Below are 25,020 nucleotides of genomic sequence, written 5' to 3' on the forward strand. Positions count from 1 at the left end.
GGTTTCCGCCTGCGTTGCCTGAACTATCAGGCGCCGGTTGCCCCATCGGGGCGGCGCAGCACGAGCGTGGACCAGTCGCCTTCGGTCAGGTGCCGTTCCAGGACCAGGCCCTGTCGCCGGTGGGCGGCCACCACCATGCGGGCCTGGCTGTTGAGCAGGCCGGCCAGGATGGCGGTGCCGCCGGGAGCGAGATGGGCCGCCAGATCCTTGGCCATCAGGCAGAGTGGCCGGGCGAGGATATTGGCGAAGATCAGGTCGAACGGGGCGTGGCGCTTCAGGCCCGGCGTGCGCCAGCCATTGCCCAGCCGGGCGGCGACCAGTGTGGAGAGGCCGTTCAGCGCGGCATTCTGCTGCGTCGTGCGGACCGACCATGGGTCGATATCCACCGCCAGGACCGGGCGATGCAGGAGGGCGGCCGCCGCCATGGCCAGGATGCCCGAGCCGCAGCCCATGTCCAGAATCCGGCGCGGGCGGCGATGGGCGACCTGTTCGAGAGCGCGCAGGCAACCACGGGTCGAGCCGTGTTCGCCCGAGCCGAAGGCCATGCCGGCATCGAGCGTGATCGCGATGCGCCGTGACTGGGTGGGGCCTTCCAGGTGGGTGCCGCGCACCACGAAACGCTGGCCGACATCCTGCTCGGGGAAGGATTCATAGGTGCGGGCGAGCCAGCCTTCGGCCTCGGTGCGTGTGCGTTCCAGTTCGGCCGCATGGCCGCTGACGGCGGCGGCGAGGGCCAGGGCGGCCGTCAGTTCGGCTTCGCCGTAACCGAGGTCACGCACGCCTTCGACCCGCCACAGGATCTGCGTATCGTCCACCTCGAAGATGCCGATGGTGGAGCAGACGACCGAAAGGGCATCCTCGTACGCCATGACGGCATCGGCGGGGACGGTGACGGCGATGGTTTCGAGTTCCGTCGCGTGGCGACGGGTCAGACTTGTCATGGTGCTTTCTCGACAAAACTGTCCAGGAGACGTTTCGGTCCGGCCTTGTCGAAGGCGACTTCCAGCCGGTTGCCCTCGACGGACGACACCGTTCCGTATCCGAATTTCTGATGAAAAACCCGCGTTCCCACCGCCATTGCGGCCTTGGCGGAGGAGGTGGTCGCATCGCCCGCCGCGTCGGCCGCGCGGGGGCGGCGTGCGGTGATGGGGAAGGCGCTGGAGAAGGCGGGGGCCTGGCCGAAGCTGCGGCTGCGCGCCTGGCTGGCGGCGCCGGTGGTGGTGACGTATTCGTCGGGCAGTTCCTCGATGAAGCGGCTGGGGATGGCCGATTGCCAGTTGCCGTATATGCGGCGGCTGGCGGCGTGGCTGATGATGGCCCGGTGCCGTGCCCGCGTGATGCCGACATAGGCGAGGCGCCGTTCTTCCTCCAGCCCTTTCAGGCCGCCTTCGTCGAGCGTGCGCTGCGAGGGGAAGACCCCTTCCTCCCAGCCCGGCAGGAAGACCGTGTCGAATTCCAGCCCCTTCGCGCCATGCAGGGTCATGATGCTGAGGCGTTCGGTGCCGGCGCTTTCCTCGTTTTCCATCACCAGGGCGACGTGTTCGAGGAAATGGCCCAGGCTTTCGAAATCGGCCAGAGCGCGCACCAGTTCCTTCAGGTTGTCCAGCCGGCCCGGCGCCTCGACCGAGGTGTCGGCCTTCCACATGTCGATATAGCCGCTTTCTTCCAGCAGCCTGTCGATGACCACCACATGGCCCTCGCGCGGCAGGTCTTCGCGGCCCTGTTGCAGGGTGTTCAGCAGGGCGGCCAGGCTGTCGCGGGCCTTTCCCTTGATCTCGCCGCGTTCGAGCATGCCGCCGATCGCCGCCGTCAGCGGCATGCCGCCGTCGCGGGCGGCCTGGTGGAATTTCTGCATCGCGACGGCACCGATGCCGCGCCGGGGGACGTTGACGATGCGTTCGAACGCGAGATCGTCCGCCGGCTGGTTCAGCACCCGCATATAGGCCAGCGCGTCGCGGATTTCCGCGCGTTCGTAGAAGCGCAGGCCACCGACGACACGGTAGGGCAGGCCGATTGCGATCAGCCGTTCCTCGAACGCGCGGGTCTGGAAGCCGGCGCGCACCAGGATGGCGATTTCGGACATGCGGTGGCCGCCGGCGCGCAGGCGTTCGACCTCCTCGCCGACCAGCCGGGCTTCGTCGTCCGAATCCCAGACCGAGGCTACGCGCACCTTGTCGCCTGATGCATCCTCGCGGCCGGGGCGCAGGGTCTTGCCCAGCCTGCCGTCATTATGCGCGATCAGGCCGGAGGCGGCGCCGAGGATCTGGGCGGTGGAGCGGTAGTTGCGCTCCAGCCGGACGATGGCGGCACCGGGGAAATCGCGCTCGAAACGTAGGATGTTTTCCACTTCCGCGCCGCGCCAGGAATAGATCGACTGGTCGTCGTCGCCGACGCAGCAGATATTGGCCTGCTGGCCCTCGCGCTGGGCCAGCAAGCGCAGCCACAGATACTGGATGGTGTTGGTGTCCTGGTATTCGTCGACCAGGATATAGCGGAACAGCCGATGATACTGGGCCAGCACGTCGGGCCTGGTGCGCAGGATTTCGGTGACGTGCAGCATCAGGTCGCCGAAATCGCAGGCGTTGAGCTGCACCAGCCGTGCCTGGTAGCTGGCGTAGATCGCCCGGCACTGGCCGTTGGCGAAATCGCAGTCCTCGGCCGGAGTGACGCGCTCGGGCGTCAGGCCACGATCCTTCCAGCGCTGGATCACGCCCAGGATGCCCTGTGGGGGCCAGCGCTTGCTGTCGATGCGCAGCGGCTCGATCACCTGTTTGAGCAGGCGGAGCTGGTCGTCGGTGTCGAGGATGGTGAAGCCGGAACCAAGCCCGACATATTCGGCATGGCGGCGCAGCATGCGCGCGCACAGGGCATGGAAGGTGCCCAGCCACAGCCCTTCGACCGGTTCGCCCAGCAGGGTGCCGATCCGCTCGCGCATTTCGCGCGCCGCCTTGTTGGTGAAGGTGACGGCCAGGATCTGGTAGGGCCGCGCCCGGCCGGAGAGCAGGATATGGGCGAAGCGCGTGGTCAGGACGCGCGTCTTGCCCGTTCCGGCGCCGGCAAGGACCAGAAGCGGGCCGTCGGTCGTCTCGATCGCCATCCGCTGTTCGGGATTGAGGCGCTGGAGATAATCCGGGGCATCGGGGGTGGGGGTTGGGGTCTGGTTCACGGTTTCGGTATAGGGCGTCGCGGGACTATGACCAAGCATTGCGGATTGATTCCCGTGCCGGCGGATGGCGTTCGGCGGTCGGGGGAGACGGGGAGCGTCATGAGGCAGGCGGGCAGGGATGGCGGAAAGGGCGCGGGGCAGGCGGTCCCTTTCAAGGAAACCGGGCCGGCCGGGCACCGGGGGCGGATGCGTGCCCGGGTTCTGACATCGGGCGCCGCGTCGCTGGCGGATTACGAGATCGTGGAGATGCTGCTGTTCATCGGCGTGCCCCGGCGGGATACCAAGCCGCTGGCCAAGGCCTTGCTGAACCGATTCGGCAGTCTGGGCGCGCTGCTGTCGGCCTCGCCGGACGGGCTGCGGGAAGCTGGACTGTCGGAGCGGGCGGCGGCGGCGCTGGGGTTGCCGGCCGCCGTGGCCGACTGTCTGTCACGCCCCGATCCGCTGACGCGCACTCCGATGCGGGACTGGGATGCGGTGCTGGCGTATTGCGACACCCGGTTGGCCGATGCGCCGCCCGGCCAGTTGCGGGTGCTCTTCCTCGACAGCATCAATCACATCATTGCCGATGAGGCGGTGGATGACGGCGGAGGCGGTGCGCCGGAACTGACCCAGCGCCATATTCTGCTGCGGGCGCTCGACCTGCACGCCACGGCGCTGGTCGGAATCCGGATGGCGCCCGGCTGGCCGCCGCCGGTCGCGATGATCGAGGGAGACGCGGTGCTGATGCAGGCGATTTCCTACCACGCGCAGAACCTGTCCCTGACGGTTCAGGACCATGTGTTCCTGCGGCGCGGCCAGTGGCTCAGTCTGCGTCAGCAGCGACGCCTGTAGGAGTCCGGCGGCCGATGCGCGTGCGGCGATCGGGGGCGCATCGGCCGCCAGGTGTCGGAAAGTTACTTCGCCGCGGGGTGGATATGCGCGGCCGCCAGTTGGCCCCGGATCGCCGCCATCAGTTCGCCGGGATCGGTGACCAGCGCGTCGGCACCGGCTTCGGTCAGTTCTTCCTCGCCGCCATAGCCCCACAGCACGCCAAGTCCCCTGATATGGTTGGCGTGGGCGCCGCTGATATCGAACCGGCGATCGCCGACCATGATGGCGCGGTTTCTGGCGATGTCGTGCTCTTCCAGCAGTTGGGCGATGAGTTCGGGTTTCTCCGCGCCGGTATCGTCGGGCCGGGCACCGTAGAGCGCCGTGAAATAGGGGGTCAGTTCCCGCAATTCCAGGATGGCGCGGGCCAGGTGAACCGGCTTGGAGGTTGCCAGGAACAGCCGGGCGCCGGAGGCCGTCACGGCCTCGATCACCTCGCGCATGCCTGGGAAGACCGGGCTGCGATGCATGCCGCGCCGCTCGTAATGATAGCGGTAGCGCCTTACGGCTTCCTCGGCCCTGTCGTCGCCGTAATGCGTGAGGACGCGGGCGACCAGATCGTGCAGGGGGGGGCCGACAACCCAGGTCAGGTCTTCCGCCGGATCGGGTTCATGGCCAAGATCGCGTATCGCGTCATGCAGGGAACTGATAATGCCGGCGCGGGAATCGATGATGGTACCGTCGAGATCGAGAAGAACCGCGTCGCGATGATTGAGAGACGACAGAACATTCATACCGGCGATGGTCCTTTTGGCTCCATGAAGCTTCCTTATACCCAAGCTGCCGCTTCGCGGCCATTGGCGGCTTCCCGTCCGGGTGGCCGGGGCCGCGGGATGGCATGACCGCGCCTTCCGCCGATGCCGATGCCGATGACGTCGGGCTGCTGTCCGCGATCCTGACGCTGATCCTGCCTTCGGGAGGCGACCCTGCCGGGCTGGCGCGTGCCATGCTGACGCGATTCGGCACTGCCGGCGCGGTCTTCGCCGCCGATGCCGACGAATTGTCGGCGGTGGTCGAGGGGCGGATTCAGGTGGTCGTCACGCTTCCTCTGCTGCGTGAGGCGGCGATCCGGTTGATGCGGACGCGTATCCGGCAGGGCAACCTGCTGGCGTCGCATGATGCGCTGATGGCTTATCTTCAGGCCGTCCTGGCGCGCGACACGCTGGAGCAGTTTCGCGTGCTGTTTCTGGACCGCAATGCCCGGCTGATCGCCGATGAAGTCCTGGCGCAGGGCACGATCGACCAGACGCCGGTCTATCCGCGCGAGGTCATGCGCCGCGCCATCCGCCTGAAGGCGAGCGAACTGATCCTGGTTCATAACCATCCCGGCTGGAACCCGATGCCGTCGCGCGAGGACATCGCGATGACCCGGCGGCTGGAGCAGATCGCCACCGTGCTGGGCCTGACGGTGCGCGACCATGTCATCGTGGGCAATGGGGGAGCGACCAGTTTCCGGCAGGCGGGCCTACTGTGAGAGGCAGCCTGCTGGCCGGGTGCGTGCTTCAGGTGCTGTTGGCGGTTTGCTCGGCGAGAGTATCTTCGGCGATCATCAGCCGGTTGCGGCCGCCCCTTTTGGCGACATAGAGCGCCTGGTCGGCGCGTTCGATCAGGGCCGCATGGTCCTCGTCGGGCTGGTGGCAGGCGATCCCCATGCTGATGGTGACGTGCAGGGTCGGGCCGGATGGGACCACGATGGAATCCGACGAGACGGCGCGGACCAGGCGGCGCGCGAGGCTGATGGCCTGTTCCGGGTTCTGGTCCGTGATCAGGACCGCGAATTCCTCGCCGCCGATCCGGGCGACCATGTCGCCGTCGCGCACGGCGGCCAGGACCGTGGAGGCCACCCGCCGGAGCACGACGTCGCCGATCGGGTGACCGTAGCGGTCATTGACCAGCTTGAAATGATCCAGGTCGAAAATCGCGACCGCGATCTTCGCACCATGCTGCGCCATGCAGGCATGGAGAGCCTGGAAGAAGGCGCGCCGGTTGGGCAGGCCGGTCAGTTCGTCCGTATTGGCCGCGTGCTCGTTGGCTTCGGCGATCCGGCGGTTCTGTTCGTCCTGTGTGAACTGTTCGGTGACGTCGCGGATCAGCCCGCCATAGCCCAGATCTTCATCCAGGCGATGGGCCAGGATCTCAACATGCCGGATCGTGCCGTCGCGGCGGCAGATGCTGACGACCTGGCGCAGATCTTCCCGGTTGCCCGATACGAGTTCGGACAGTGCCCGGCTGAGGGGAGGGCGGTCCTCGGGGATGACGCTCTCCAGCATGTGCTGGCCTAGCCGGTATTCGACCGGCACGCCGAACAACTGCTCGGACGCAGGATTGAGGTAGCTCCAGCGGCCGAAAGCATCGACCCGGAACAGCACGTCGCCCACGCGATCGGCCAGATGGCGGAAATCGCGTAGCCGCCGTTCGGCCAGCGCGGCCTTCTGGTCGCGTTGGGCCAGTACCGCTCCCAGCGGCAAGGCGCAGAAGAAGATCGTCGCGAGGTCGAGCTGGAAAATATAGACCCTCAGCGAGTCCGGCCCATGAAAGGGCATCCGGGGACCGACGTCGGTGAAGATGAAATAGCTGCCGATCATGGCGATGATTGCGACGGCCAGCGCGGCGCCCTTGTCATACAGGTGGTAGGTGGCCAGGAGCAGCGGCGGCAGAAGCAGGAACTGGAACGGATAGTGGGCCTGACCATAGACCACGATCGCCGCGCCGGCGACCAGCGCCATCAGGCCGCCGGCCACAAGCGATGACGGGGAATCGTGGTCCGGGTTGCCCTTGGTATCATAGGGGTTCAGGGCCAGCAGAACCGGAACCGTGATCAGTACGCCGGGCAGGTGGGCCATCGTCCAGGCCGTCGCACCACCCAGCCAGCCGCGCCCTTCGCTGAAATACAGGGCTTCTGCCGCGACGGCCGCCGAGCATATGACGGCCATTGCCGTCACAAGGGCGAACCGGAATGCCCATCCGGGATGTTCGAAAAAATCGGAGATCGGGCTGAAACGGCGGGCCAGAAAAACGGCGAGCAGGATTTCGACCAGATTGGCGCCTGCAAAGCCGACGCTGGTGACCCAGGGGCGGTGGTCACCCAGATTGACCAGCGTGGACAGGACCAGCAGTAGCGGCGGAAACAGCCGCCAGTCGAAATTGCGCATGCACAGGGCCGAAGCGACCAGGATCGCGTTGGCCGGCCAGATCATTGCGGAACTGCCGCCATGGCGGGTCCATCCCACGCTGGCAATGGCGACGAGGCACCATACCGCGCAGGTCAATATCGTCGACAGACTGTTCCGACCCGCCAGGATTGCTATCATACTGCGTGGCTCGTCCTTATTACCCGATGCCAATTATCATCAATTGCCGACTTCGGGACAGCGGGCTTGTTATATCAATTGCGACAGAACGCGGTCTGCATGGGTTCATTGCTGTGTGTTCCGGTTCTCGCGGCCCGATGGGCGCTGCATTGATCAGCCGCCGCATCCGCCCTTCCTGGAACAGGTGAAGATTCTCGTAAAAACAATAAACTAGAGCATTTCCACCGAGCCGGTTTTCGGTGGAAATGCTCTGGTCTGGCGTTCGACATATTTCTGGACGGTGATCTTCAGTTCGGTGGGCAGGCGGCGGTAGAGTTCGATCAGGTCGTGCTCGTCTGTCGAAAGCGTCATGGGGAATGCCTGTTCCACCATTCCGCTGAGGAAAAGTTCTTCCGGCACCTGAAACAGTTCCGCCAGTCGCGGGATGTGCCCGCGTGCGCTGCTGCGGCCGGTCTCCAGCGCCGCGATGGCGGAGCGACTGACATGGAGGGCGCGGGCGAGGTCGTTCTGGCTCATGCCTCCGGCCTTGCGCAGGGTTACGATCTTCTTGGCGAGTTCAGCGGCGGGAGATGCCTTTGTCGCGTCATTTCCGGCCAGCGTGGCATCGGTATCCCGGATCCACTTTCGAAACAGGGACTGCGGGATAATACCGTCGGGATTGGTGCCGGTCAGTTTTGGAGAACTCTTTGCCTGATAGGAAATCATGCCTTCGGGCAGGTCGATGATCCTGCGCGGTGGGATGGCGGGATTACCCGGCATCCATATCTGTCCCGGCTGGAGGAGAGTTCTTCGCGCCATGATGCTTTACGAAAGGAGGACCCCGCTCTCGCAAGGAGAGCGGGGTCTGTGGAGATGAACGGATCGGAGCCGTGATGCTCAGAGTGACCAGGTGAGGGCTCGGGTCGTTTCGTCGGAGGCGATGTATGGGCCGGCAGACCTGACGGTGATGGCGAGCATGGCGATGCTGTTGGGCTGACGCTCGCCGAGGGGAAGGGAGGCGTTTCCGCTGGTCCAGCGGCTGTATTCCCCTTCCACGGTGTGCCAGCCGGGCAGGTCGCCGTCGGTCAGGTGGTCGGTGATGGTTCGGGCGTGGTTGCCTTCAAAGAGCCTGATCTCGCCGACTTCGATGCCGAAAGGGCGGCGGTCGTCGACGAAGGGGCCGATCGTGTCGCTGGGGCGGCTTGCCCTGGACACAAGCCGGACGGCCCGAACGCCGGTCGGGACCATGAACAGGGTGCAGCCGTCGGCCTCACGGATCTTGCGGAGGATCTGTCCCTTGTCTGTGGTGAGGTGGAGGTCGGGCTCATCGATCAGGACGGGCGCGGGTGTCTGGCTTTCGAGATGCGCCTCTTCAGCACGGGATGCGAGCTGGCGGAACAGGGGTTCGACGAATGCACGGGCGACATTCAGGGGCGCGCCGGCATCTTCTTCCCAGGTACGGACAATGCCGCGCAGCGTGGCGATCTTGCCGTCCTGATGGAAGGAGCGGCGGTTGCCGGTGTCGAGATAGCTCTCGGTCAGCATGCCGTCGGCGCGGATCACCGCGTGCGGGTCTGTCTCGACATGGTAATAGGTGTAGCTGGTAATGGATTTGTCGTAGAAGATGGATGTGCCGTTGACGAGCATGCGGGCAGGGATGAAGCTGTTCGCGAAGAACAGGCAGTGCTCTGCGGTGATCAGCATGTCCTTGTAGGGAACGCCAGCGGCGACGGCGTCCTTGAGGATGCGAACGGGATAGCCTGCCTCGTCGTCCGGGTAATCATGACGGATCACGACTTTTCTGCTGCCGACCCAGACGACATCGCGTGTTGTTTCAATGTTGTTGCGCCAGTCGTAGACGCTGATTTCATCGCCAATCCGAATATCTTCGACTGCGCAATCACCATCCGGCGTCCGGATCATCGAGCCGGCGAGGAAGCAGGCACCGATATAGGTGTTGCCGTCCTTGTAGGTGATTTGCAGGGGGTTTGTTTTTACGTCTTCCGTCGCCAGGTTGTTATAGGTTCCTACCGGGAGGTTGGCACCTGCTGCGGGGGTTACAGTGTAGGTCGCAATCTGCGTGCCATCGCTTCCAAAAAGCGTAATCGTTTTGTTTGTGCCTGAGGTGGCTATGTTATAACCGGAAACAGTGGCGACTGTATTCTCGATTTCTATGGTATCGTATTGTGGATCGTAGCCGGTAATCGTTGTTCCCGACAGGTTCAGGAATACACCACCACCATTCAGAACAAGCGTGCCGCCGCCAGCTGTGAAATTGATGGTCGTTTCCTGGAGCAGGCTGATCAGTTGTGTGTTGCCGTTATATGTACCGCCATATCCTATATTGATGGTTGAGCCACTCAACGCACCAGCGACGAGGCCACCCGAAAAAGTCGCCGTTCCGCCATATATATTCATGGTAATGGCTGTTGCGGCGTTTATAACGAAATCAATATCTGTCGTTCCGCCGATTGTAAAAACGGGCGCCGACAAGGCAGACAGAACAATATCAATGGTACCACTGGAACCTGGTACAGAGACCCATTGACCACCGATTACAGAAAGAAGACTACCATTGGTTGCATTAGTCCCCGTCTGGATATGGGACAATATACTATCAGGAACGCCGGTTAGCGTTTCTATTGTATTTCCACTGGAATCCGTAATTTTTATGTTGGAACTTCCGATCCCGCCATTGAGAAGCGTTCCATCGGTAATTGTCCATATTGTTTCAATATTACCTTGTGCGTCATATGTATAATATGTACCAGCGCTCGACATACTGATATCCCCCCAAAGCTGGATGTGCCCCTGCGAAGATCGGGATCTCAGATTGTCATATGAAAGTTAACAAATGCCCCATATCACCGAGGCGACAGGCATGATGGCGATAAGCGCCATGCGTCCTGTCGCAGGGAATGGCCGGCCCTGAGGGAATGGAAGAGGACAGCCGACGATTGCGTCGGTCATTTTTGAAAGGAGATTGGTGCCGGGTGAGGGATTTGAACCCCCGACCTTCGGTTTACAAAACCGCTGCACTACCGCTGTGCTAACCCGGCGGCGATGGGACGTTGCACCATCGTTAGACTATCCAAGGCATCGTGGTTCGTTTTGAGGACCAGGGCCGGGACTGTGTGCTTTTGCCTCTGTCTTCCCGACGGGTCAAGAGGGCAGGGTGGCGGGGAGATTCCGCCACCCTTCTGATCAGGCCTGCTGGTAGAGCAGGCGGGCGCGGATTGTGCCTTTGAGGTCGCGCAGGCGGCGGAGGATACGGTTGTCCTTGTCGGTGTCGCGTCCCGTATCCGCCTCGACCACCACGTAGCCCAGTTCACCGTCGGTCTGGAGATACTGGGCCGTGATGTTGCTGTTCTCAGCCATGAAGATCTCGTTGATCTGCAGCATGATGCCGGGAACATTGCTGTGGACGTGCATGAAGCGGGTGCCGCGCGGGCTCTCCGGCAACTGCACGGTCGGGAAATTGACGGCGCCCAGGGTCGAACCCACGTCGGAATATTCGATCAGCTTGCGCGCGACTTCGACGCCGATCCGCTCCTGTGCCTCGGCGGTCGAGCCGCCGATATGCGGGCTGAGGATGACGTTCTCCAGCCCCTGGAGCGGCGAGGAGAAGGAGTCGCCCGCGCCCTTGGGTTCGGTCGGGAACACGTCGATCGCAGCCCCCAGCAGGTGGCCGTCACGCAGGGCATCGGCCAGCGCTTGCAGGTCCACCACGTTGCCGCGGGCGTTGTTGATCAGAAACGAGCCGGGCTTCATCGCGCGGATCTGTTCGGCGCCGATCAGGTTGGCGGTGCTGGGGAGCTGCGGCACATGCAGGCTGACCACGTCGCTCTGCGCCAGCAGGTCGTTCAATGTGTCGACCGGGGTGGCGTTGCCGTGCACCAGCTTGTCGATCACGTCGTAATAGATCACGCGCATGCCGAACGCCTCGGCCAGGACCGAAAGCTGAGAACCGATCGAGCCGTAGCCGACGATGCCCAGCGTCTTGCCGCGGACTTCCCAGCTATTGGCGGCGGATTTGTTCCAGCCGCCGGCATGACACTCCACCGAGCGGGGGAAGATCCGCCGCATTAGCATCACGACCTCGCCCATCACCAGTTCGGCGACCGAGCGGGTGTTGCTGAACGGGGCGTTGAAGACCGGGATGCCGTGGGCACGGGCCGCCGTCAAGTTGACCTGGTTGGTGCCGATGCAGAAGCAGCCCACGGCGATCAGCCGGTCGGCGGCGGCGATGACCTCGTCGGTCAACTGGGTGCGGGAGCGGATACCCACGATATGCACGCCTTCCAGAGCCTCGCGCAGGGCCGCCCCTTCCAGAGCGGTCTTGAGCCGTGTGACGTTCTCGTACCCGTTGGCCTTCAATAGCGACACGGCGCTGTCGTGGACGCCTTCGAGAAGCAGGATGCGGATCTTGTCCTTGGGGAGGGACAGGTGGGAGGTGGCTTCGCTGCTCATCTCGAATACTCGCGCTTATTCGGGGAAGATGGTTCTCCTATCCGATCGACGGATAAATGGATAGGGAGAGGACGGCATCGGTGCCATGTGCTGGCCGGACGGGTGAGGAGTCTCACCGCGCCGGCAGGCCCGTATTCAGCAGGGAGACGGCGTCGGCCAGCATGGCCGGGTCGCCGACCGCCAGCACGGTGCCATCGCTCTGCGCATGCAGCGTGCGGCCGTGCCAGTCCGTCACTCGGCCGCCAGCGCCTTCGATGATGGGGACGAGGGCGGCCCAGTCCCAGATCTTCATCGTGCATTCCGCGATCACATCGACCTGTCCCAATGCCAGCAGGCCGTAGGCATAGCAGTCACCGCCCCAGGTGACGCGGCGGGCGGCGCGGCGTAGCGCGTCCCAATGTGGCGTCGGTGCGTCCGCGATCATCTCGGGCGAGGTGCAGGAGAGTTCCGCCAGTTTCAACTCGGTGCAACGGCGGGTGCCGATGGTGCCGGGCAGGCGGGATTCGTAGTGCGTCGGCCGGCCGCGCACGCCGATCCAGCGTTCGCCGGTGATCGGTTGGTCGATGATGCCCAGCACCGGTACGCCGTCTTCCAGCAGGGCGATCAGGGTGCCGAAGGTGGGGCGACCGGTCACGAAGGCCCGGGTGCCGTCGATCGGGTCGATCACCCAGCAGTGGCGGGAGCCTACGCGCTCCAGCCCGAATTCCTCGCCCAGTACGGCATGGTCGGGCAGGCGTTCGGCCAGGATCGCCCGAATGGTGCGCTCGGCGGTGCGGTCGGCGACGGTGACCGGACTCTGGTCGCTCTTGTCGTCGACCGTGACCCCGGAGCGGAAGAACGGACGGATCACGCAGGCGGCGGCATCGGCGGCGGCTGTCGCGGCTTCCAGCAGACGGTCGGCATCGGGGAGGGGGATGTCGGCAAGGGGGGTGCCGGTCTGGGTCATGGCTGGTGTCCTCCGTCGGACAGGGTGTGCAGGTACGCGATGATCGCCGCGCGGTCGCGGATGTCGGACAGGCCGGGGAAGGCCATGCGGGTGCCCGGTGCGAAGCGGGCAGGGCTTTCCAGCCACGCCGAGAGGGCTTCGTCGGTCCAGAGTTCCGAGCGGTGTGCCGAGAGCGCGGGTGAAAAACTGTAGCCTGGGATGTCTGCGACCGGTGTGCCGGCTACGCCGAACAGGTTGGGGCCGACCGTGGGGGGCGCGCCCTTCGTGAAGCTGTGGCACGTCGTGCAGGATCGTGCCGCGAGGGCCTGTCCGGCTTTGGGATCGGCGTGGGCGAGGGCATCGGCGACCGAGAGGCTTGCCGATCCGTCGGGTGTTTGGGGCAGGGTGAAGGCCGGACGGAGCGGGATGGCTACGGGGATGGCCAGATGGCCGGCCCAGACGCTGCCGGCCATTGCCAGCGCGGTCAGCAGGAAAGCTGCACCGATGCGGTTGGCGTCGTGGCTGTCCATCCGGGTTACGATGCTCCATCGGTGTTTCGGTTGCATGCTGGGCGGTCCTTACCTAGACTGCCGCCCGCCTTGTGTGAAGCAGCGTGGGATCGTGCCGATGGGCCGGAGCGCGTGTCCGCAGCGGCGTTTCCCCGGCCGGACGTTTCCGCCGCTTTCGAGTGTCAGGGCCTGCTGCGTGTTCGCATGAATCCAATCGTCATCATTCCTGCCCGCATGGCCTCGACGCGCCTGCCGGGCAAGCCGCTGGCCATGATCGGCGACCGGCCCATGATCGTGCATGTGCTGGAGCGCGCGCGCGCCGCCGATATCGGGCCGGTCGTGGTCGCTGTGGCCGACCCCGAACTGGCGCGGGTGGTGGAGGCGGCGGGTGGTACCGCTGTGCTGACCGATCCGGCGCTGCCTTCGGGTTCCGACCGGGTGTGGCATGCGCTTGCGACCGTCGATCCTGACGGGCGGCATGACGTGGTGCTCAACCTCCAGGGTGATCTGCCGGGGTTGGTGCCGGAGACACTGGCCGCCGCCCTGCTGCCGCTGGCCGATCGGGCCGTCGATATCGGTACGCTGGTCGCCCCGGTCACGGAGCCCGGCGAGGCGCAGGCGGACTCGGTGGTGAAGGTTGCATGCGCCTTTCCCGAAGGTGCCCCGCGCGCCGTGGCGCGGGCGCTGTATTTTTCACGGGCTGCGGTGCCGTGGGGCGAGGGCGCGTTGTGGCATCATGTCGGGATTTATGCCTATCGCCGGGCGGCGCTGGCGCGGTTCGTGGCCCTGCCTGAAGCGGCTTTGGAAAGGCGAGAGAAACTGGAACAGCTCAGGGCCCTGGAGGCCGGAATGATCATTGGATGTGCCCGGATCGGGGTGGCGCCGTTCGGCGTGGATACGCCGGCGGACCTGGAACGCGCGCGCCGCATGCTGGCGGACGTGGCATGAGCGGCGCACCGTCGATTCCCGATATGGGGATCATCGCCTTTCAGGGGCGGCCGGGCGCCTATTCCGACCTGGCGTGCCGGCAGGCCTTTCCCGGCTGGACCACGCTGCCCTGCGAAACCTTCGCCGATGCGATCGCGGCGGTGCATGACGGGCGCGCCGACCTGGGCATGCTGGCCTGCGAGAACAGCCTGGCGGGGCGGGTGCCGGATATTCACGCCCTGTTGCCGCAGGCGGGGCTGAACATTGTCGGCGAACATTTCCAGCGGGTCGAACATTGTCTTCTGGGCGTGCCCGGCAGCACGATCGAGCAGGCACGGCGGGTCCATACCCATCCGGTCGCCATGGGGCAGATCCGGAGTATCGTCGACGCGCTGAACCTGACGCCGGTGGTGGAATTCGATACTGCGGGCGCGGCCGAACTGGTGGCCCGCTGGAACAACCCCGAGGATGTGGCCGTGGCGTCGGCGCTGGCGGCGGAACTGAACGGCCTCGTGGTGTTGCGGCATAATGTGGAGGACGCGGCGCATAATACGACCCGCTTCTATATCACGTCGCGCGAGGCGGTCCGGCCGCCGCCGGGGCAGGCGGGTACGCTGACCACCGTGCTGTTCCGCGTGCGCAATACGGCCGGGGCGCTCTACAAGGTGCTGGGCGGGTTTGCGACCAATGGCGTGAACATGACGCGGCTGGAGAGCTACATGCTGGACGGCTCGTTCGCCGCGACGCAGTTTCTGCTGGATGTCGAAGGGCATCCGAAGGATGCGCCGCTGGCGCAGGCTTTGGCGGAACTGGCCTTCTTCTCGGAAACTTCCACGATTCTGGGTGTTTATCCGGGGTCGCCGTTCCGTGGAAACGGGATGCCGGACCGATGAAGGTTGCCTAGCCACCATGCCCGGCATTAACACCGTGGATTAACAGAACAGGCGGGATCGCGATCCCGCCGGGGTGGCCCGAGGGGCGGCCCGTGTCACAGCCTGCGAGATTCGAGTGGAAACGACTATGTTCAAGGGTTCGATCACAGCCCTGATTACGCCGATGAACGATGACGGATCGCTGGATTTTCCGGCTCTGGGCCGATTCCTCGACTGGCAGGTTACCGAAGGGTCGTCGGGTGTCGTGCCGATGGGTACGACGGGGGAAAGCCCGACCCTGACGCATGACGAACATGCGCGCGTGGTCGAATACACGGTTCAGGTCGTGGCGGGACGGGTGCCGGTCATTGCCGGTGCGGGCTCCAACAGCACGGCCGAGGCCGTCAACATGGCCCGCCATGCCAAGGCGGCGGGTGCGGATGCCGTGCTGGTTGTCGCGCCCTATTACAACAAGCCGACACAGGAAGGGTTGTATCGTCATTTCATGGCGGTTGCCGATGCGACCGACCTGCCGCTGATCGTCTACAACATTCCTGGCCGCTCGGTGGTCGATATCTCGGTCGAGACCATGGCGCGGCTGGCGCGGCATGCGCGGATCGTCGGCGTGAAGGATGCCACCGCCAACCTGCTGCGGCCGATCCAGGTGCGCCGGGCGATCGGTCACAAGCCCTTCAACCAGCTTTCGGGCGAGGACGGTACCGTGGTCTCGTTCCTGGCTGCCGGAGGGGATGGCTGCATCAGCGTGACCTCGAATGTTGCGCCGCGCCTGTGCGCCGAACTGCATCGGGCCTGGCAGGATGGACGCGTGGCTGATGCGATGGCATTGCAGGACCGGCTGTCGCCGCTGCATGACGCGCTGTTCTGCGAGAGCAATCCGGCGCCGGTGAAATATGCCGCCAGCCTGCTGGGGCTGGGGGGCGAAACCTGCCGGCTGCCGCTGGCACCGCTGACCGAGCCTTCCCGCGCTCTCGTCCGCGAGGCGCTGGCTTCCGTGGGCCTGTTGAACTGACGATGGCCGAGAAAAACAAGAGTGGCATGATCTCGCACGGGATTGCGGCGCAGAATCGCAAGGGGCGGTTCGACTACAAGATCCTGGAGACGGTCGAGGCCGGGCTGGTGTTGAAAGGGCCGGAGGTCAAGAGCCTGCGCATGGGACGGGCCACGATCAACGAAGCCTATGCCGGCGATCGGAATGGTGAGATCTGGCTATTTAACAGCTATATCCCCGAATATCAGGGCGGCGTGCTGTCGCGCTTCGAACCGCGCGCGCCGCGCAAGCTGCTGCTGCACGGCAAGCAGGTGAACAAGCTGCTGGGAGCCGTGGCGCGCGAAGGCGTGACGCTGGTGCCGCTGGATATCCATTTCAATGCCCGCGGTCTGGCCAAGGTCACGCTGGGGATCGGCGAAGGGCGCAAGAAGGCTGACAAGCGCCATGCGATCGCCGAGCGCGACTGGCAGCGCGACAAGGCGCGGCTGATGCGCAACAAAGGCAAGGAATAGGCCGTTCGGCCGTCCTACCGTACGTTATTTCATTGTTGTAACGGATATCTGGACGTGGCTGGGTGCGTGTGCATCTGGCTGCGATCCGCTTTGGTTGGATGCGCGGCGCGCCTAGAAAAATACTGTCCAAACAAAAACAGGGCCGCCTGAGGGCGACCCTGCTTGTTGATCAGGCTTGGTGCCGGATCAGTCGACGCTGATCGACGCGGCCTCGGGGCCCTTCTGGCCCTGGACGACCTGTACGTTCGCCGTCTGGCCTTCGGTCAGGCCGGTCAGGCCCGAACGCTCCAGAGCCGAAGCGTGGACGAAAATGTCCTTGCCGCCGCTTTCCGGGGTGATGAAGCCGAAGCCCTTCGTGGCGTTGTACCACTTCACGATGCCGCGCATGTCCTGCGCATGCGACAGGTCGGGGGCCGGACGGGCCGGACGGGCGCCGAAGCCGCCGGGCGCGCGAGGGGCACCGGGGCCGGCACCGAAGCCGCGCGGACGCTCCGGCTGGGCCGTGCTCTCGTCGACCGACACCACACCGGCGACCTGGCGACCCTTCGGCCCCTGGCCGATGCGGACCACCAGCGTCGTGCCGGGGGAGACGGAGCTGTGGCCGGTCGTTGCCAGCGCGTTGGCGTGAAGGAAGACGTCGCCCGAACCGTCGGCCAGCTCGACGAAGCCGAAGCCCTTCTCGCTGTTGAACCATTTTACGGAGGCACTGATCTCCGGTCCCGAGGCGATCACCTGGGAGGGGGCGCCACCACCACCGCCCATGGGGCGACGGGGAGCACCGCTGCTGCCACGATCACCGAACGTCGGCGGCGACATGAAATCGTCGTCAAATCCGCCGCGGCGCGGGGAACGGGGGCTGCGGTCGGTCCTGTTACTTCTCAACGGTCGTAATCCCGAGGTCTAGTTGGCGGGTCCTGTCCCAGGAGCCACCGGATGAAGAAATTTTGCTGGATCAAGGCATTACACAACCGTTCTCCGAACCGCCTGAGCGGCCGTGGCGGACAGCATCCTTTCCCCGCGCGGACCCTAGCACGAATGCGTCGGTGTCCAATACAGATAAGCATAACTTCGACCCACGGTTCCATCATGTCGTCATCTTTAATATGACTAACGATTAATGTTTGCGTCATCGGCGGTGAGCGGCCGGGCAGCCGGTCATGACTGCCGGCTGGGGCGGGTCGTCTGATCACGAAAGTCGCCCATGGGCTTTCTCGAAACGCCGGGACGTTTTAGACAGTCGATGGGCGCGGTTCGGATGCGGCGTCGCGCAGGTGAAAGGGAAGCTGATGGGCCAGACAAAGACGGAAAAAACAGCCCTTTGGATGGCGCGCGTCGGTACGCTCGCCGGGATGGGGTGCCTCGCGGCAGCCGTTTGCGCCCCGGCCCATGCCACGCCGCTGCAGGACCCGTATGGAACATGGACGATCCAGGGGGAAAATGACGCGGTCACCACCCTGAAGGGGACGTCGGACCAGTATTATACCAGCGGCCTGCGCGTGAACTGGACCTCGGGCACCGACAACCAGCCAGCCCCGATCGAGACCATCAACCATGCCATCATGGGGGCAGGCGTCACCCGCATCAGCATGGGCTTGCAGCAGCTTATCTTTACCCCGCAGGATACGCAGATCAGCACGCCGTCGCCGCGTGACCGCCCTTATGCGAGCCTGCTGCTCGGCACCATCAACCTGATCAACGACACCGACTTCTCGCGGTCGGTATTCGGTATCCAGGTCGGCATGATGGGGCCCGCCGCGATGGGCGAGAAATTGCAGAACGGCTTCCACGGCGCGATCGGTGACACCCGGAACCTCGGGTGGCGCCACCAGTTGCAGAACCAGCCGATCTTCCAGGTGCAGGCAGGACGGACCTGGCGGTTTCCGCTGGCCGATGTCTATGGCATTTCGATGGACATGCTGCCCGCGGCCTCGGCTGCGATCGGCGATTACCGGATCTATGGCTCGGTGGCCGACACGTTCCGGATCGGCCAGGGGCTGAACAGCGATTTCGGCACGCCCACGATCGGGTCGGGTAATGATGGTACCGATGCCTATCGGCTGACGCGCCCGGTGTCGTGGTATGTCTTCGGCAACGTGACGGGTTCCGCCGTCGGTTATGATGCCACCCTGCAAGGCAATACGATGCGCAGCAATTCGCCGCATGTGCCGGTGAACTGGGATGTGGGCGAGATCCATGCCGGTGTCGCGATCATGTGGCACGGAATGCGCCTGTCCTACAGCCAGGTGTGGCAGACCCAGGAATTCAAGGGCGCGCGCAGCGGGCTGTTCAATTACGGGTCGCTGGCTCTGTCTGCAAAATTCTGAGAATCTGCCCGTGAATGCGGGGGCGGTCTTCGCGGCAATGAAGGGCTAGAGCAGGTGGAAATGCTCTAACCGGATCGTAGGGTTCGGGCGGCGTCGTGACGGTCGAACAGTTCTACGGCGAGTGCAACCGCGCCGCGCCTTGTCTCGGCGTTGCCTTCGACAATCCGTTGTGCGTCCTGCGCGGCGATCGTGACCAGCAGGTCCAGCCGCGCGCCCGTGGCCAGTCGCAGTTCCGGCAGGCCGGACTGGCGGCGGCCCGTCAGGTCGCCGCCGCCGCGCAGGCGGAAATCCTCGTCGGCGATCAGGAAGCCGTCCTCGGTGTCGCGCAGCAGGGACAGTCTGCGCCGCGCCGTCTTGCCCAGGGCGTCGTCATGCAGCAGCAGGCAGAAGGATTCGTCGCCGCCGCGACCGACGCGGCCGCGCAATTGGTGCAACTGCGCCAGGCCGAACCGTTCGGCGTGCTCGATGACCATGACCGTGGCGGCGGGGATATCGACCCCGACCTCGATCACCGTCGTCGCGACCAGGATGCGTGTACGGCCGGCGGCGAAATCGGCGATTGCGGCCTCGCGCACCGCGATGTCCTGCTGGCCGTGGGCCAGCCCCACGACCGGCCCGAACCGTTCGGCCAGAACCGCGAAGCGGGCTTCCGCCGCCGCGATGTCCAGTGCCTCGCTCTCGCTGACCAGCGGGCAGACCCAGAAGACGCGTGCGCCGCCCGCGATGGCGCGGCCGATGCCATCCAGCAGGTCGCCCAGCGACGCCATGGCGTGCAGCGAGGTGCGGATAGGCAGCCGGCCCGCCGGCTTTTCGTCCAGGCGGCTGACCTGCATTTCGCCCCACTGGGTCAGGAGCAGGGTGCGGGGAATCGGGGTGGCGGTCATGACCAGGATGTCGGTCAGGTGGCCTTTTTCACCCAGCAGAAGTCGCTGTTCGACGCCGAATCGGTGCTGTTCGTCGATCACCGCCAGCGCCAGATCTGCGAAGACCACCTTGTCCTGGAACAGGGCGTGCGTGCCGACCACCAGGGGGGCGCGGCCGGTGGCGATGTCTTCCAGCACGTCGCGCCGGGCCCTGCGTTTGACGCTGCCGCTGAGAAAGGCGACCGGGACGGGGGCCAGCCGAGTGAAGGTGGCCAGATGCTGGCGGGCCAGGATCTCGGTCGGCGCCATCAGGACCGCCTGGTGGCCGGCCTCTACTGCGCCCAGCATCGCTTGCAGGGCAACCAGCGTCTTGCCCGCGCCGACATCGCCCTGCACCAGGCGCAGCATCGGGCTGGGGGATGCGAGGTCGGCGTCGATCTCACGCAGGGCGCGCGTCTGGGCGCCGGTTGGGGAATGGCCGAAACGCTCCAGCGACGTGGTGCGCAGCACGCCTGTGGGCACGATCGACCGGCCGGGACGGTTGCGGTTGCGCCGTCTGGCTTCGGCCATCGCCACCTGTTCGGCCAGCAGTTCGTCGCAGGCCAGGCGCAGGCGCGCCCGTTCGGACGCGGCGGCGTAGGCCTCGTCCTTCAGCAGGTCGGGAAATTCATCGGGGCAATGCAACTGGCGGAGCGCGGTTTCGAAATCCGGCCAGTGCCGCCGTGCGACCAGCGTGAGGTCCAGCCATTCCGGCAGGGCGGGGAAGCGCAGGAAGGCCTGTCGCAGCGCGTTGCGGACATGGCGAGGGAAGAGGCCCGCTGTCAGCGGCCAGACCGGGTCCAGCATCGGAATGCGCCCGATGTCGCCGCCCGGCACGATGTGATCGGGGTTGGCGATCGAGAGACGGTCGCCGAACGCGTCCAGCATGCCCGAGATCGCGACCGCGCTGCCGGTTGCCATCTGTTTTGCCTGGTAGGGGGAGAAGAACGCCAGGTCGATCGCGCCGCTGCCGTCTGACAGGCGGACCCGCCAGGGTTGGCGCGAGCCGCGCGCGGGGGCGTCGATCCGCTGCACGGTGCCCGACAGGGTGCAGATCCGGCCTGGGACGGCATCGCGCATCGGAGGACGATAGCGCCGGTCGATCACGGATTCGGGGAGGTGGAACAGCAGGTCTGCCACGCGCGTGCCGCCGGTCGCGCGTGCCAGCAGCTTGGCGGTGGCAGCGCCGACCCCTGGCAGCGTGGCGAGTGGGGCCAGAAGCGGGCCGAGGAGGGCCGGTGAATCGTCCTGGGGGGTGGTATCGGACACGCTGGGCTCGATCGTCCTCAATTCCCCGGTTTCTTTCCGCGGGGGCCGTTTATGGGGGGCGGTGCGACTGCCGGGCTGACAGGACCCTGACGGAGGGCTATAGGACAGCAACGCCAAGGAACAAAACGAAACCATATCAGGGCAGGCACCATGTCCCTCGACATACCGGACTTTTCGAATCTCGATCCGCGCCGTCGCCGGATCTATTTCCGCGCCACGCATCGCGGCACGCATGAAGCCGACATTTTGATCGGCGGCTTCGTGGCGCCGCGTCTGGCGGGGATGTCGGATGCGGAGATGGATGCGCTGGAAGCGGTGATGGACCTGCCTGATGCCGATCTGGCGGACTGGCTGAGTGGCCGCAAGCCGGTGCCGGCGGAGGTTGACTGCCCGATGATGCGCGCGATCATCGCCGACGCCAACGATCCCGCCCGGCAGGCCGCGATCCGGGGAGAACGATGACAGCAGAGGGAAGGGACCAGCCCGCCGGGCATTCCGGCTGGATGAATGTCTGGGGCGTGCCGGACGGGTATGACGCCTTTCTCGTCGCCCGGCGCGCGCGCGCGCATGACGGGCCGGTGCTGCATGTGGCACGCGACGATGCGGGCATGGCGCGGATCGGCGACCTGCTCTCGTTCATCGCGCCGAATGCGGAGATCCTGCGCTTTCCGGCGTGGGATTGCCTTCCCTACGATCGGGTGTCGCCCAATCCGGCGATCGTTGCCGAACGGGTTGCGACCCTGACGCGCCTGCTGGAGCCCGCGAAGGGGCCGCGCATCGTGCTGACCACCGTGGGTGGGCTGGTGCAGCGGGTGACGCCGCGCGCGGCCTTTCGTGGCCAGTCGCTGACGGTCGCGACCGGCGACAATCTGGACCAGGAATTCCTGATCGAGTTGCTGGTGACCAACGGCTATAACCGCACCGATACGGTGATGGAGCCGGGCGAATTCGCGACCCGTGGCGGCATCTTCGACATATTCCCCTCCGGCGAGGCCGAGCCGGTGCGGCTGGATCTGTTTGGCGACGAGGTCGAGAATATCCGTCGGTTCGACCCGGCCACCCAGCGCTCCTCCGAGCGGCTGGACCGGTTCGTGATGCGTCCGGTGGCCGATTTCAGCCTTGATCAGGCCAGTATTTCGCGCTTTCGCACCGGTTGGCGCGATCTGTTCGGGCCGGCCGCCGCCGGCGATCCGCTCTACCAGCATGTCTCCGACGGGCGGCGCCATGCCGGGCTGGAGCACTGGTTGCCGCTGTTCTACGAGCATCTGGAAACGCTGGTCGATTATCTGCCGGGCGTGGCCGTGATCATGGCGCATCAGGCGGACGAGGTTCTGGTATCGCGGCTGGAGATGATCGCCGACCATTTCGAGGCGCGGCGTCAGCCGGTGCGCGAGGGCGAGGTTCCATACCGTCCGCTGCCGCCGCATCTGATGTATCTGGACCGCAAGGGGTGGGACGGCATGCTGGCCGGCCACCCGGTGGTGGTGTTCAATCCCTTTTCCCGCCCGGATGGGGCGGAGGGCATCGACGCGCTGGGGCGGCCGGGAATCCTGTTCGCCCGTTCGACGGTGGATGGATCGCGTGAGAACGTGTTCGCCATGCTCGATGCCCAGGTACGGCAATGGGCCGAGACCGGGCGGCGGGTCTATCTGTCGGCCTGGACCCGTGGATCGCGCGAGCGGATCACGACGCTGCTGCGCGAGCATGGCATGCGGGCCGAGACGTTCGAGACCTGGACCCAGGCGCAGGCTCTGCCGGCCGGCACCGTCGGGTTGCTGACGCTAGGGTTGGAGCGCGGCTTCATTGCCGACAATCTGGCCTTCGTGTCGGAACAGGATCTGCTGGGTGAGCGGATTGCGCGACCGCCGCGCCGCCGCAAGCGGGCCGACCAGTTTATCGCCGAGGCATCGGAGATCGCCGAGGGCGACCTGGTGGTGCATCAGGATTACGGCATCGGCCGCTATGACGGGCTGGAGACGGTGGCTGTCGGCAGCGCGCCGCATGACTGCCTGCGTCTGGTCTATGACGGCAGCGAGAAGCTGTTTCTGCCGGTCGAGAATATCGAACTGCTCAGTCGCTTCGGGTCGGACCAGGCCGGGGTGGCGCTGGACAAGCTGGGCGGTGCGTCGTGGCAGAACCGCAAGGCGCGGATGAAGCAGCGCATTCGCGACATGGCGGGCGAACTGATCCGGACCGCCGCGATGCGCGCCCTGCGCGAGGCGCCCAGCCTGACCCCGGCGGAAGGGCTGTGGGACGAATTCTGCAGTCGGTTCCCCTTTGCGGAGACCGAGGACCAGTCGCGCGCCATTGTCGATGTGCTGGAGGATATGGGATCCGGCCGGCCGATGGATCGTCTGGTGTGCGGCGATGTCGGGTTCGGCAAGACCGAGGTGGCGTTGCGTGCGGCTTTCGTGGCCGCGATGTCGGGCGCGCAGGTGGCGGTGGTGGTGCCGACCACGCTGCTGGCGCGGCAGCATTTCCGCACGTTCTCTGCCCGGTTCGCCGGGCTGCCCGTGACGGTGGCGCAGTTGTCGCGCATGGTGACGGCCAAGGAAGCGGCTGCCGTGCGCAAGGGGCTGGCCGATGGTACGATCAACATCATCATCGGCACCCACGCCCTGCTGGCCAAGGGCGTGCAGTTTGCCGATCTGGGTCTGCTGATCATCGACGAGGAGCAGCATTTCGGGGTCTCCCACAAGGAGAAGCTGAAGGCGCTGCGCGAGGACGTGCACGTCCTGACCCTGTCGGCCACGCCGCTGCCGCGCACGCTGCAACTGGCGCTGACCGGCGTGCGGGAGATGAGCCTGATCGCCACGCCCCCGACCGACCGGCTGGCGGTGCGCACCTTCATCATGCCCTTCGACAGCGTGGTGATCCGCGAGGCGATCCAGCGCGAGCGGTTCCGGGGCGGGCAGATCTTCTGCGTGGTGCCGCGGATCGAGGATCTGGACCGGATGGGCGCGCGATTGCAGGAAATCGTGCCCGACGCGCGGCTGGTGCAGGCCCATGGGCGCCTGACGCCCACCGAGCTGGAACGGGTGATGACCGAATTCAGCGACGGCAAATACGACATCCTGCTTTCCACCAATATCGTGGAAAGCGGGCTGGACATGCCGGCGGTGAATACGCTGATCATCCATCGGGCCGACATGTTCGGTCTGGGGCAGCTCTACCAGTTGCGCGGGCGCGTGGGGCGTGGCAAGCAGCGTGGGTATGCCTATCTGACCTGGCCGCAGACGCATGTGCTCTCCGCCGCCGCCGAAAAGCGGCTGGAGGTCATGCAGACGCTGGATACGCTGGGGGCGGGCTTTACCCTGGCCTCGCATGATCTGGATCTGCGCGGTGCGGGTAACCTGCTGGGCGACGAGCAGTCGGGTCATATCCGCGAGGTCGGGATCGAACTCTACCAGCAGATGCTGGAAGACGCGGTGGCGGAACTGCGTGCCGAGAAGGGGCGGCGCAAGGCCGCGGACCGGGACTGGACGCCGAATATCATCCTCGGCCTGCCGGTGCTGATTCCGGAAGAGTATGTGCCGGACCTGCCGGTGCGGCTGGGGCTGTATCGCCGCATCGCCGGGCTGGCGAACGATGCCGAGATCGAGGCGATGGAGGCCGAACTGGTCGACCGGTTCGGTTCGTTGCCTGATCCGGTGCGCAACCTGCTGGATGTCGTCGCGATCAAGCGTCTGTGCCGCGAGGCGGGTGTCGAGCGGCTGGAGGCGGGGCCGAAAGGAATGGTGATCCAGTTCCGGGGCAATCATTTCGCCAATCCCGCCGGGCTGGTAGCATGGATGGCGAAGCAGAAAGAGGGCAATGTCCGGTTACGTCCAGACCACAAGCTGGCGCTGGTACGTGAGATGACGAATGCGCAGCGCATCCGTCTGGCGAAGGACACGGTTCAGGCCCTGGGTCGCCTGGCGGAACAGGAGAAGGCGGCCTGACGACACACCCCGCTTGTGGTGACGGACACGCGGAAGG

General features: G+C 65.5%; 20 protein-coding genes and 1 tRNA gene. 9 read left to right on the top strand and 12 right to left on the bottom strand.

Features of this window, described 5'->3' with window-relative positions; translation table 11 throughout:
- Positions 1-26: 26 nt before the first annotated feature.
- Both C7453_RS07170 and C7453_RS07175 read right to left on the bottom strand, forming a co-directional pair.
- Entirely contained in the window at positions 27-941 is a 915-nt protein-coding gene (locus C7453_RS07170) for a 50S ribosomal protein L11 methyltransferase (RefSeq protein ID WP_114726858.1), read from the bottom strand.
- Positions 938-3,205 carry an ATP-dependent helicase gene (locus C7453_RS07175; RefSeq protein ID WP_114726859.1) on the bottom strand — a complete coding sequence of 756 codons (2,268 nt, stop codon included), beginning with the start codon at positions 3,203-3,205 and terminating at the stop codon, positions 938-940. Before C7453_RS07175 ends, C7453_RS07170 begins: the two co-directional genes overlap by 4 nt.
- Before the next feature lie 60 nt (positions 3,206-3,265).
- On the opposite strand from C7453_RS07175, the gene C7453_RS07180 reads away from it, so the two are divergent.
- Positions 3,266-3,997: a JAB domain-containing protein gene (locus C7453_RS07180; RefSeq protein WP_114726860.1), complete on the top strand. Its 732-nt coding sequence runs from the start codon at positions 3,266-3,268 to the stop codon at positions 3,995-3,997.
- A 62-nt stretch (positions 3,998-4,059) separates the two neighbouring features.
- On the opposite strand, the gene C7453_RS07185 is transcribed toward C7453_RS07180, so the two are convergent.
- Positions 4,060-4,767, bottom strand: coding sequence for an HAD hydrolase-like protein (locus C7453_RS07185; protein ID WP_114726861.1), 708 nt, complete (start codon positions 4,765-4,767; stop codon positions 4,060-4,062).
- A gap of 104 nt (positions 4,768-4,871) precedes the next feature.
- Here C7453_RS07185 and C7453_RS07190 point away from each other — a divergent pair, with 104 nt between their 5' ends.
- Complete coding sequence (locus C7453_RS07190) at positions 4,872-5,507, top strand: JAB domain-containing protein (RefSeq protein ID WP_114726862.1); 636 nt, start codon at positions 4,872-4,874, stop codon at positions 5,505-5,507.
- 28 nt (positions 5,508-5,535) lie between these two features.
- On the opposite strand, the gene C7453_RS07195 is transcribed toward C7453_RS07190, so the two are convergent.
- The 7 genes from C7453_RS07195 to C7453_RS07225 form a co-directional block, all read right to left on the bottom strand.
- Entirely contained in the window at positions 5,536-7,344 is a 1,809-nt protein-coding gene (locus C7453_RS07195) for a sensor domain-containing diguanylate cyclase (protein ID WP_114726863.1), read from the bottom strand.
- Between the two features lie 210 nt (positions 7,345-7,554).
- Positions 7,555-8,103, bottom strand: coding sequence for a helix-turn-helix domain-containing protein (locus C7453_RS07200; RefSeq protein WP_245948902.1), 549 nt, complete (start codon positions 8,101-8,103; stop codon positions 7,555-7,557).
- Between the two features lie 117 nt (positions 8,104-8,220).
- The gene (locus C7453_RS07205; RefSeq protein WP_114726864.1) at positions 8,221-10,104 is read right to left on the bottom strand and encodes a Hint domain-containing protein; all 1,884 of its coding nucleotides are present in this window, start codon (positions 10,102-10,104) and stop codon (positions 8,221-8,223) included.
- A 203-nt stretch (positions 10,105-10,307) separates the two neighbouring features.
- Positions 10,308-10,382, bottom strand: a tRNA-Thr gene (locus C7453_RS07210).
- Between the two features lie 145 nt (positions 10,383-10,527).
- Entirely contained in the window at positions 10,528-11,793 is a 1,266-nt protein-coding gene (gene serA, locus C7453_RS07215; RefSeq protein ID WP_114726865.1) for a phosphoglycerate dehydrogenase, read from the bottom strand.
- A gap of 112 nt (positions 11,794-11,905) precedes the next feature.
- Positions 11,906-12,739 (bottom strand): inositol monophosphatase family protein, encoded by an 834-nt coding sequence (locus C7453_RS07220; protein ID WP_114726866.1) that lies wholly within the window; start codon positions 12,737-12,739, stop codon positions 11,906-11,908.
- Positions 12,736-13,284, bottom strand: coding sequence for a c-type cytochrome (locus C7453_RS07225; protein WP_245948904.1), 549 nt, complete (start codon positions 13,282-13,284; stop codon positions 12,736-12,738). Before C7453_RS07225 ends, C7453_RS07220 begins: the two co-directional genes overlap by 4 nt.
- Positions 13,285-13,431: 147 nt before the next feature.
- On the opposite strand from C7453_RS07225, the gene C7453_RS07230 reads away from it, so the two are divergent.
- From C7453_RS07230 to smpB, 4 genes are all read left to right on the top strand, one after another.
- Positions 13,432-14,175, top strand: coding sequence for a 3-deoxy-manno-octulosonate cytidylyltransferase (locus tag C7453_RS07230; protein WP_114727062.1), 744 nt, complete (start codon positions 13,432-13,434; stop codon positions 14,173-14,175).
- Positions 14,172-15,047 carry a prephenate dehydratase gene (locus C7453_RS07235; protein ID WP_245948906.1) on the top strand — a complete coding sequence of 292 codons (876 nt, stop codon included), beginning with the start codon at positions 14,172-14,174 and terminating at the stop codon, positions 15,045-15,047. Before C7453_RS07230 ends, C7453_RS07235 begins: the two co-directional genes overlap by 4 nt.
- 127 nt (positions 15,048-15,174) lie before the next feature.
- A complete protein-coding gene (gene dapA / locus C7453_RS07240; RefSeq protein WP_114726868.1) occupies positions 15,175-16,056 on the top strand; it encodes a 4-hydroxy-tetrahydrodipicolinate synthase in 882 nt (293 codons plus the stop codon).
- A 2-nt stretch (positions 16,057-16,058) separates the two neighbouring features.
- The gene (gene smpB, locus C7453_RS07245) at positions 16,059-16,547 is read left to right on the top strand and encodes an SsrA-binding protein SmpB (RefSeq protein ID WP_114726869.1); all 489 of its coding nucleotides are present in this window, start codon (positions 16,059-16,061) and stop codon (positions 16,545-16,547) included.
- A gap of 186 nt (positions 16,548-16,733) precedes the next feature.
- Here smpB and C7453_RS19620 read toward each other — a convergent pair whose 3' ends face one another.
- Complete coding sequence (locus tag C7453_RS19620) at positions 16,734-17,429, bottom strand: cold-shock protein (protein WP_114726870.1); 696 nt, start codon at positions 17,427-17,429, stop codon at positions 16,734-16,736.
- A gap of 440 nt (positions 17,430-17,869) precedes the next feature.
- Between C7453_RS19620 and C7453_RS07255 the strand changes: the two genes are divergently transcribed.
- Positions 17,870-18,871, top strand: coding sequence for a lipid A deacylase LpxR family protein (locus C7453_RS07255; RefSeq protein ID WP_114726871.1), 1,002 nt, complete (start codon positions 17,870-17,872; stop codon positions 18,869-18,871).
- A gap of 65 nt (positions 18,872-18,936) precedes the next feature.
- Here C7453_RS07255 and recG read toward each other — a convergent pair whose 3' ends face one another.
- Complete coding sequence (gene recG, locus C7453_RS07260) at positions 18,937-21,054, bottom strand: ATP-dependent DNA helicase RecG (protein ID WP_114727064.1); 2,118 nt, start codon at positions 21,052-21,054, stop codon at positions 18,937-18,939.
- A 138-nt stretch (positions 21,055-21,192) separates the two neighbouring features.
- On the opposite strand from recG, the gene C7453_RS07265 reads away from it, so the two are divergent.
- Both C7453_RS07265 and mfd read left to right on the top strand, forming a co-directional pair.
- Entirely contained in the window at positions 21,193-21,504 is a 312-nt protein-coding gene (locus tag C7453_RS07265; RefSeq protein WP_114726872.1) for an FAD assembly factor SdhE, read from the top strand.
- A complete protein-coding gene (gene mfd / locus C7453_RS07270) occupies positions 21,501-24,983 on the top strand; it encodes a transcription-repair coupling factor (protein ID WP_114726873.1) in 3,483 nt (1,160 codons plus the stop codon). The genes C7453_RS07265 and mfd overlap by 4 nt, the downstream gene beginning before the upstream one ends.
- Positions 24,984-25,020 lie beyond the last annotated feature (37 nt).

It is taken from the genome of Gluconacetobacter liquefaciens, from assembly GCF_003350405.1.
Lineage (GTDB): Bacteria > Pseudomonadota > Alphaproteobacteria > Acetobacterales > Acetobacteraceae > Gluconacetobacter > Gluconacetobacter liquefaciens.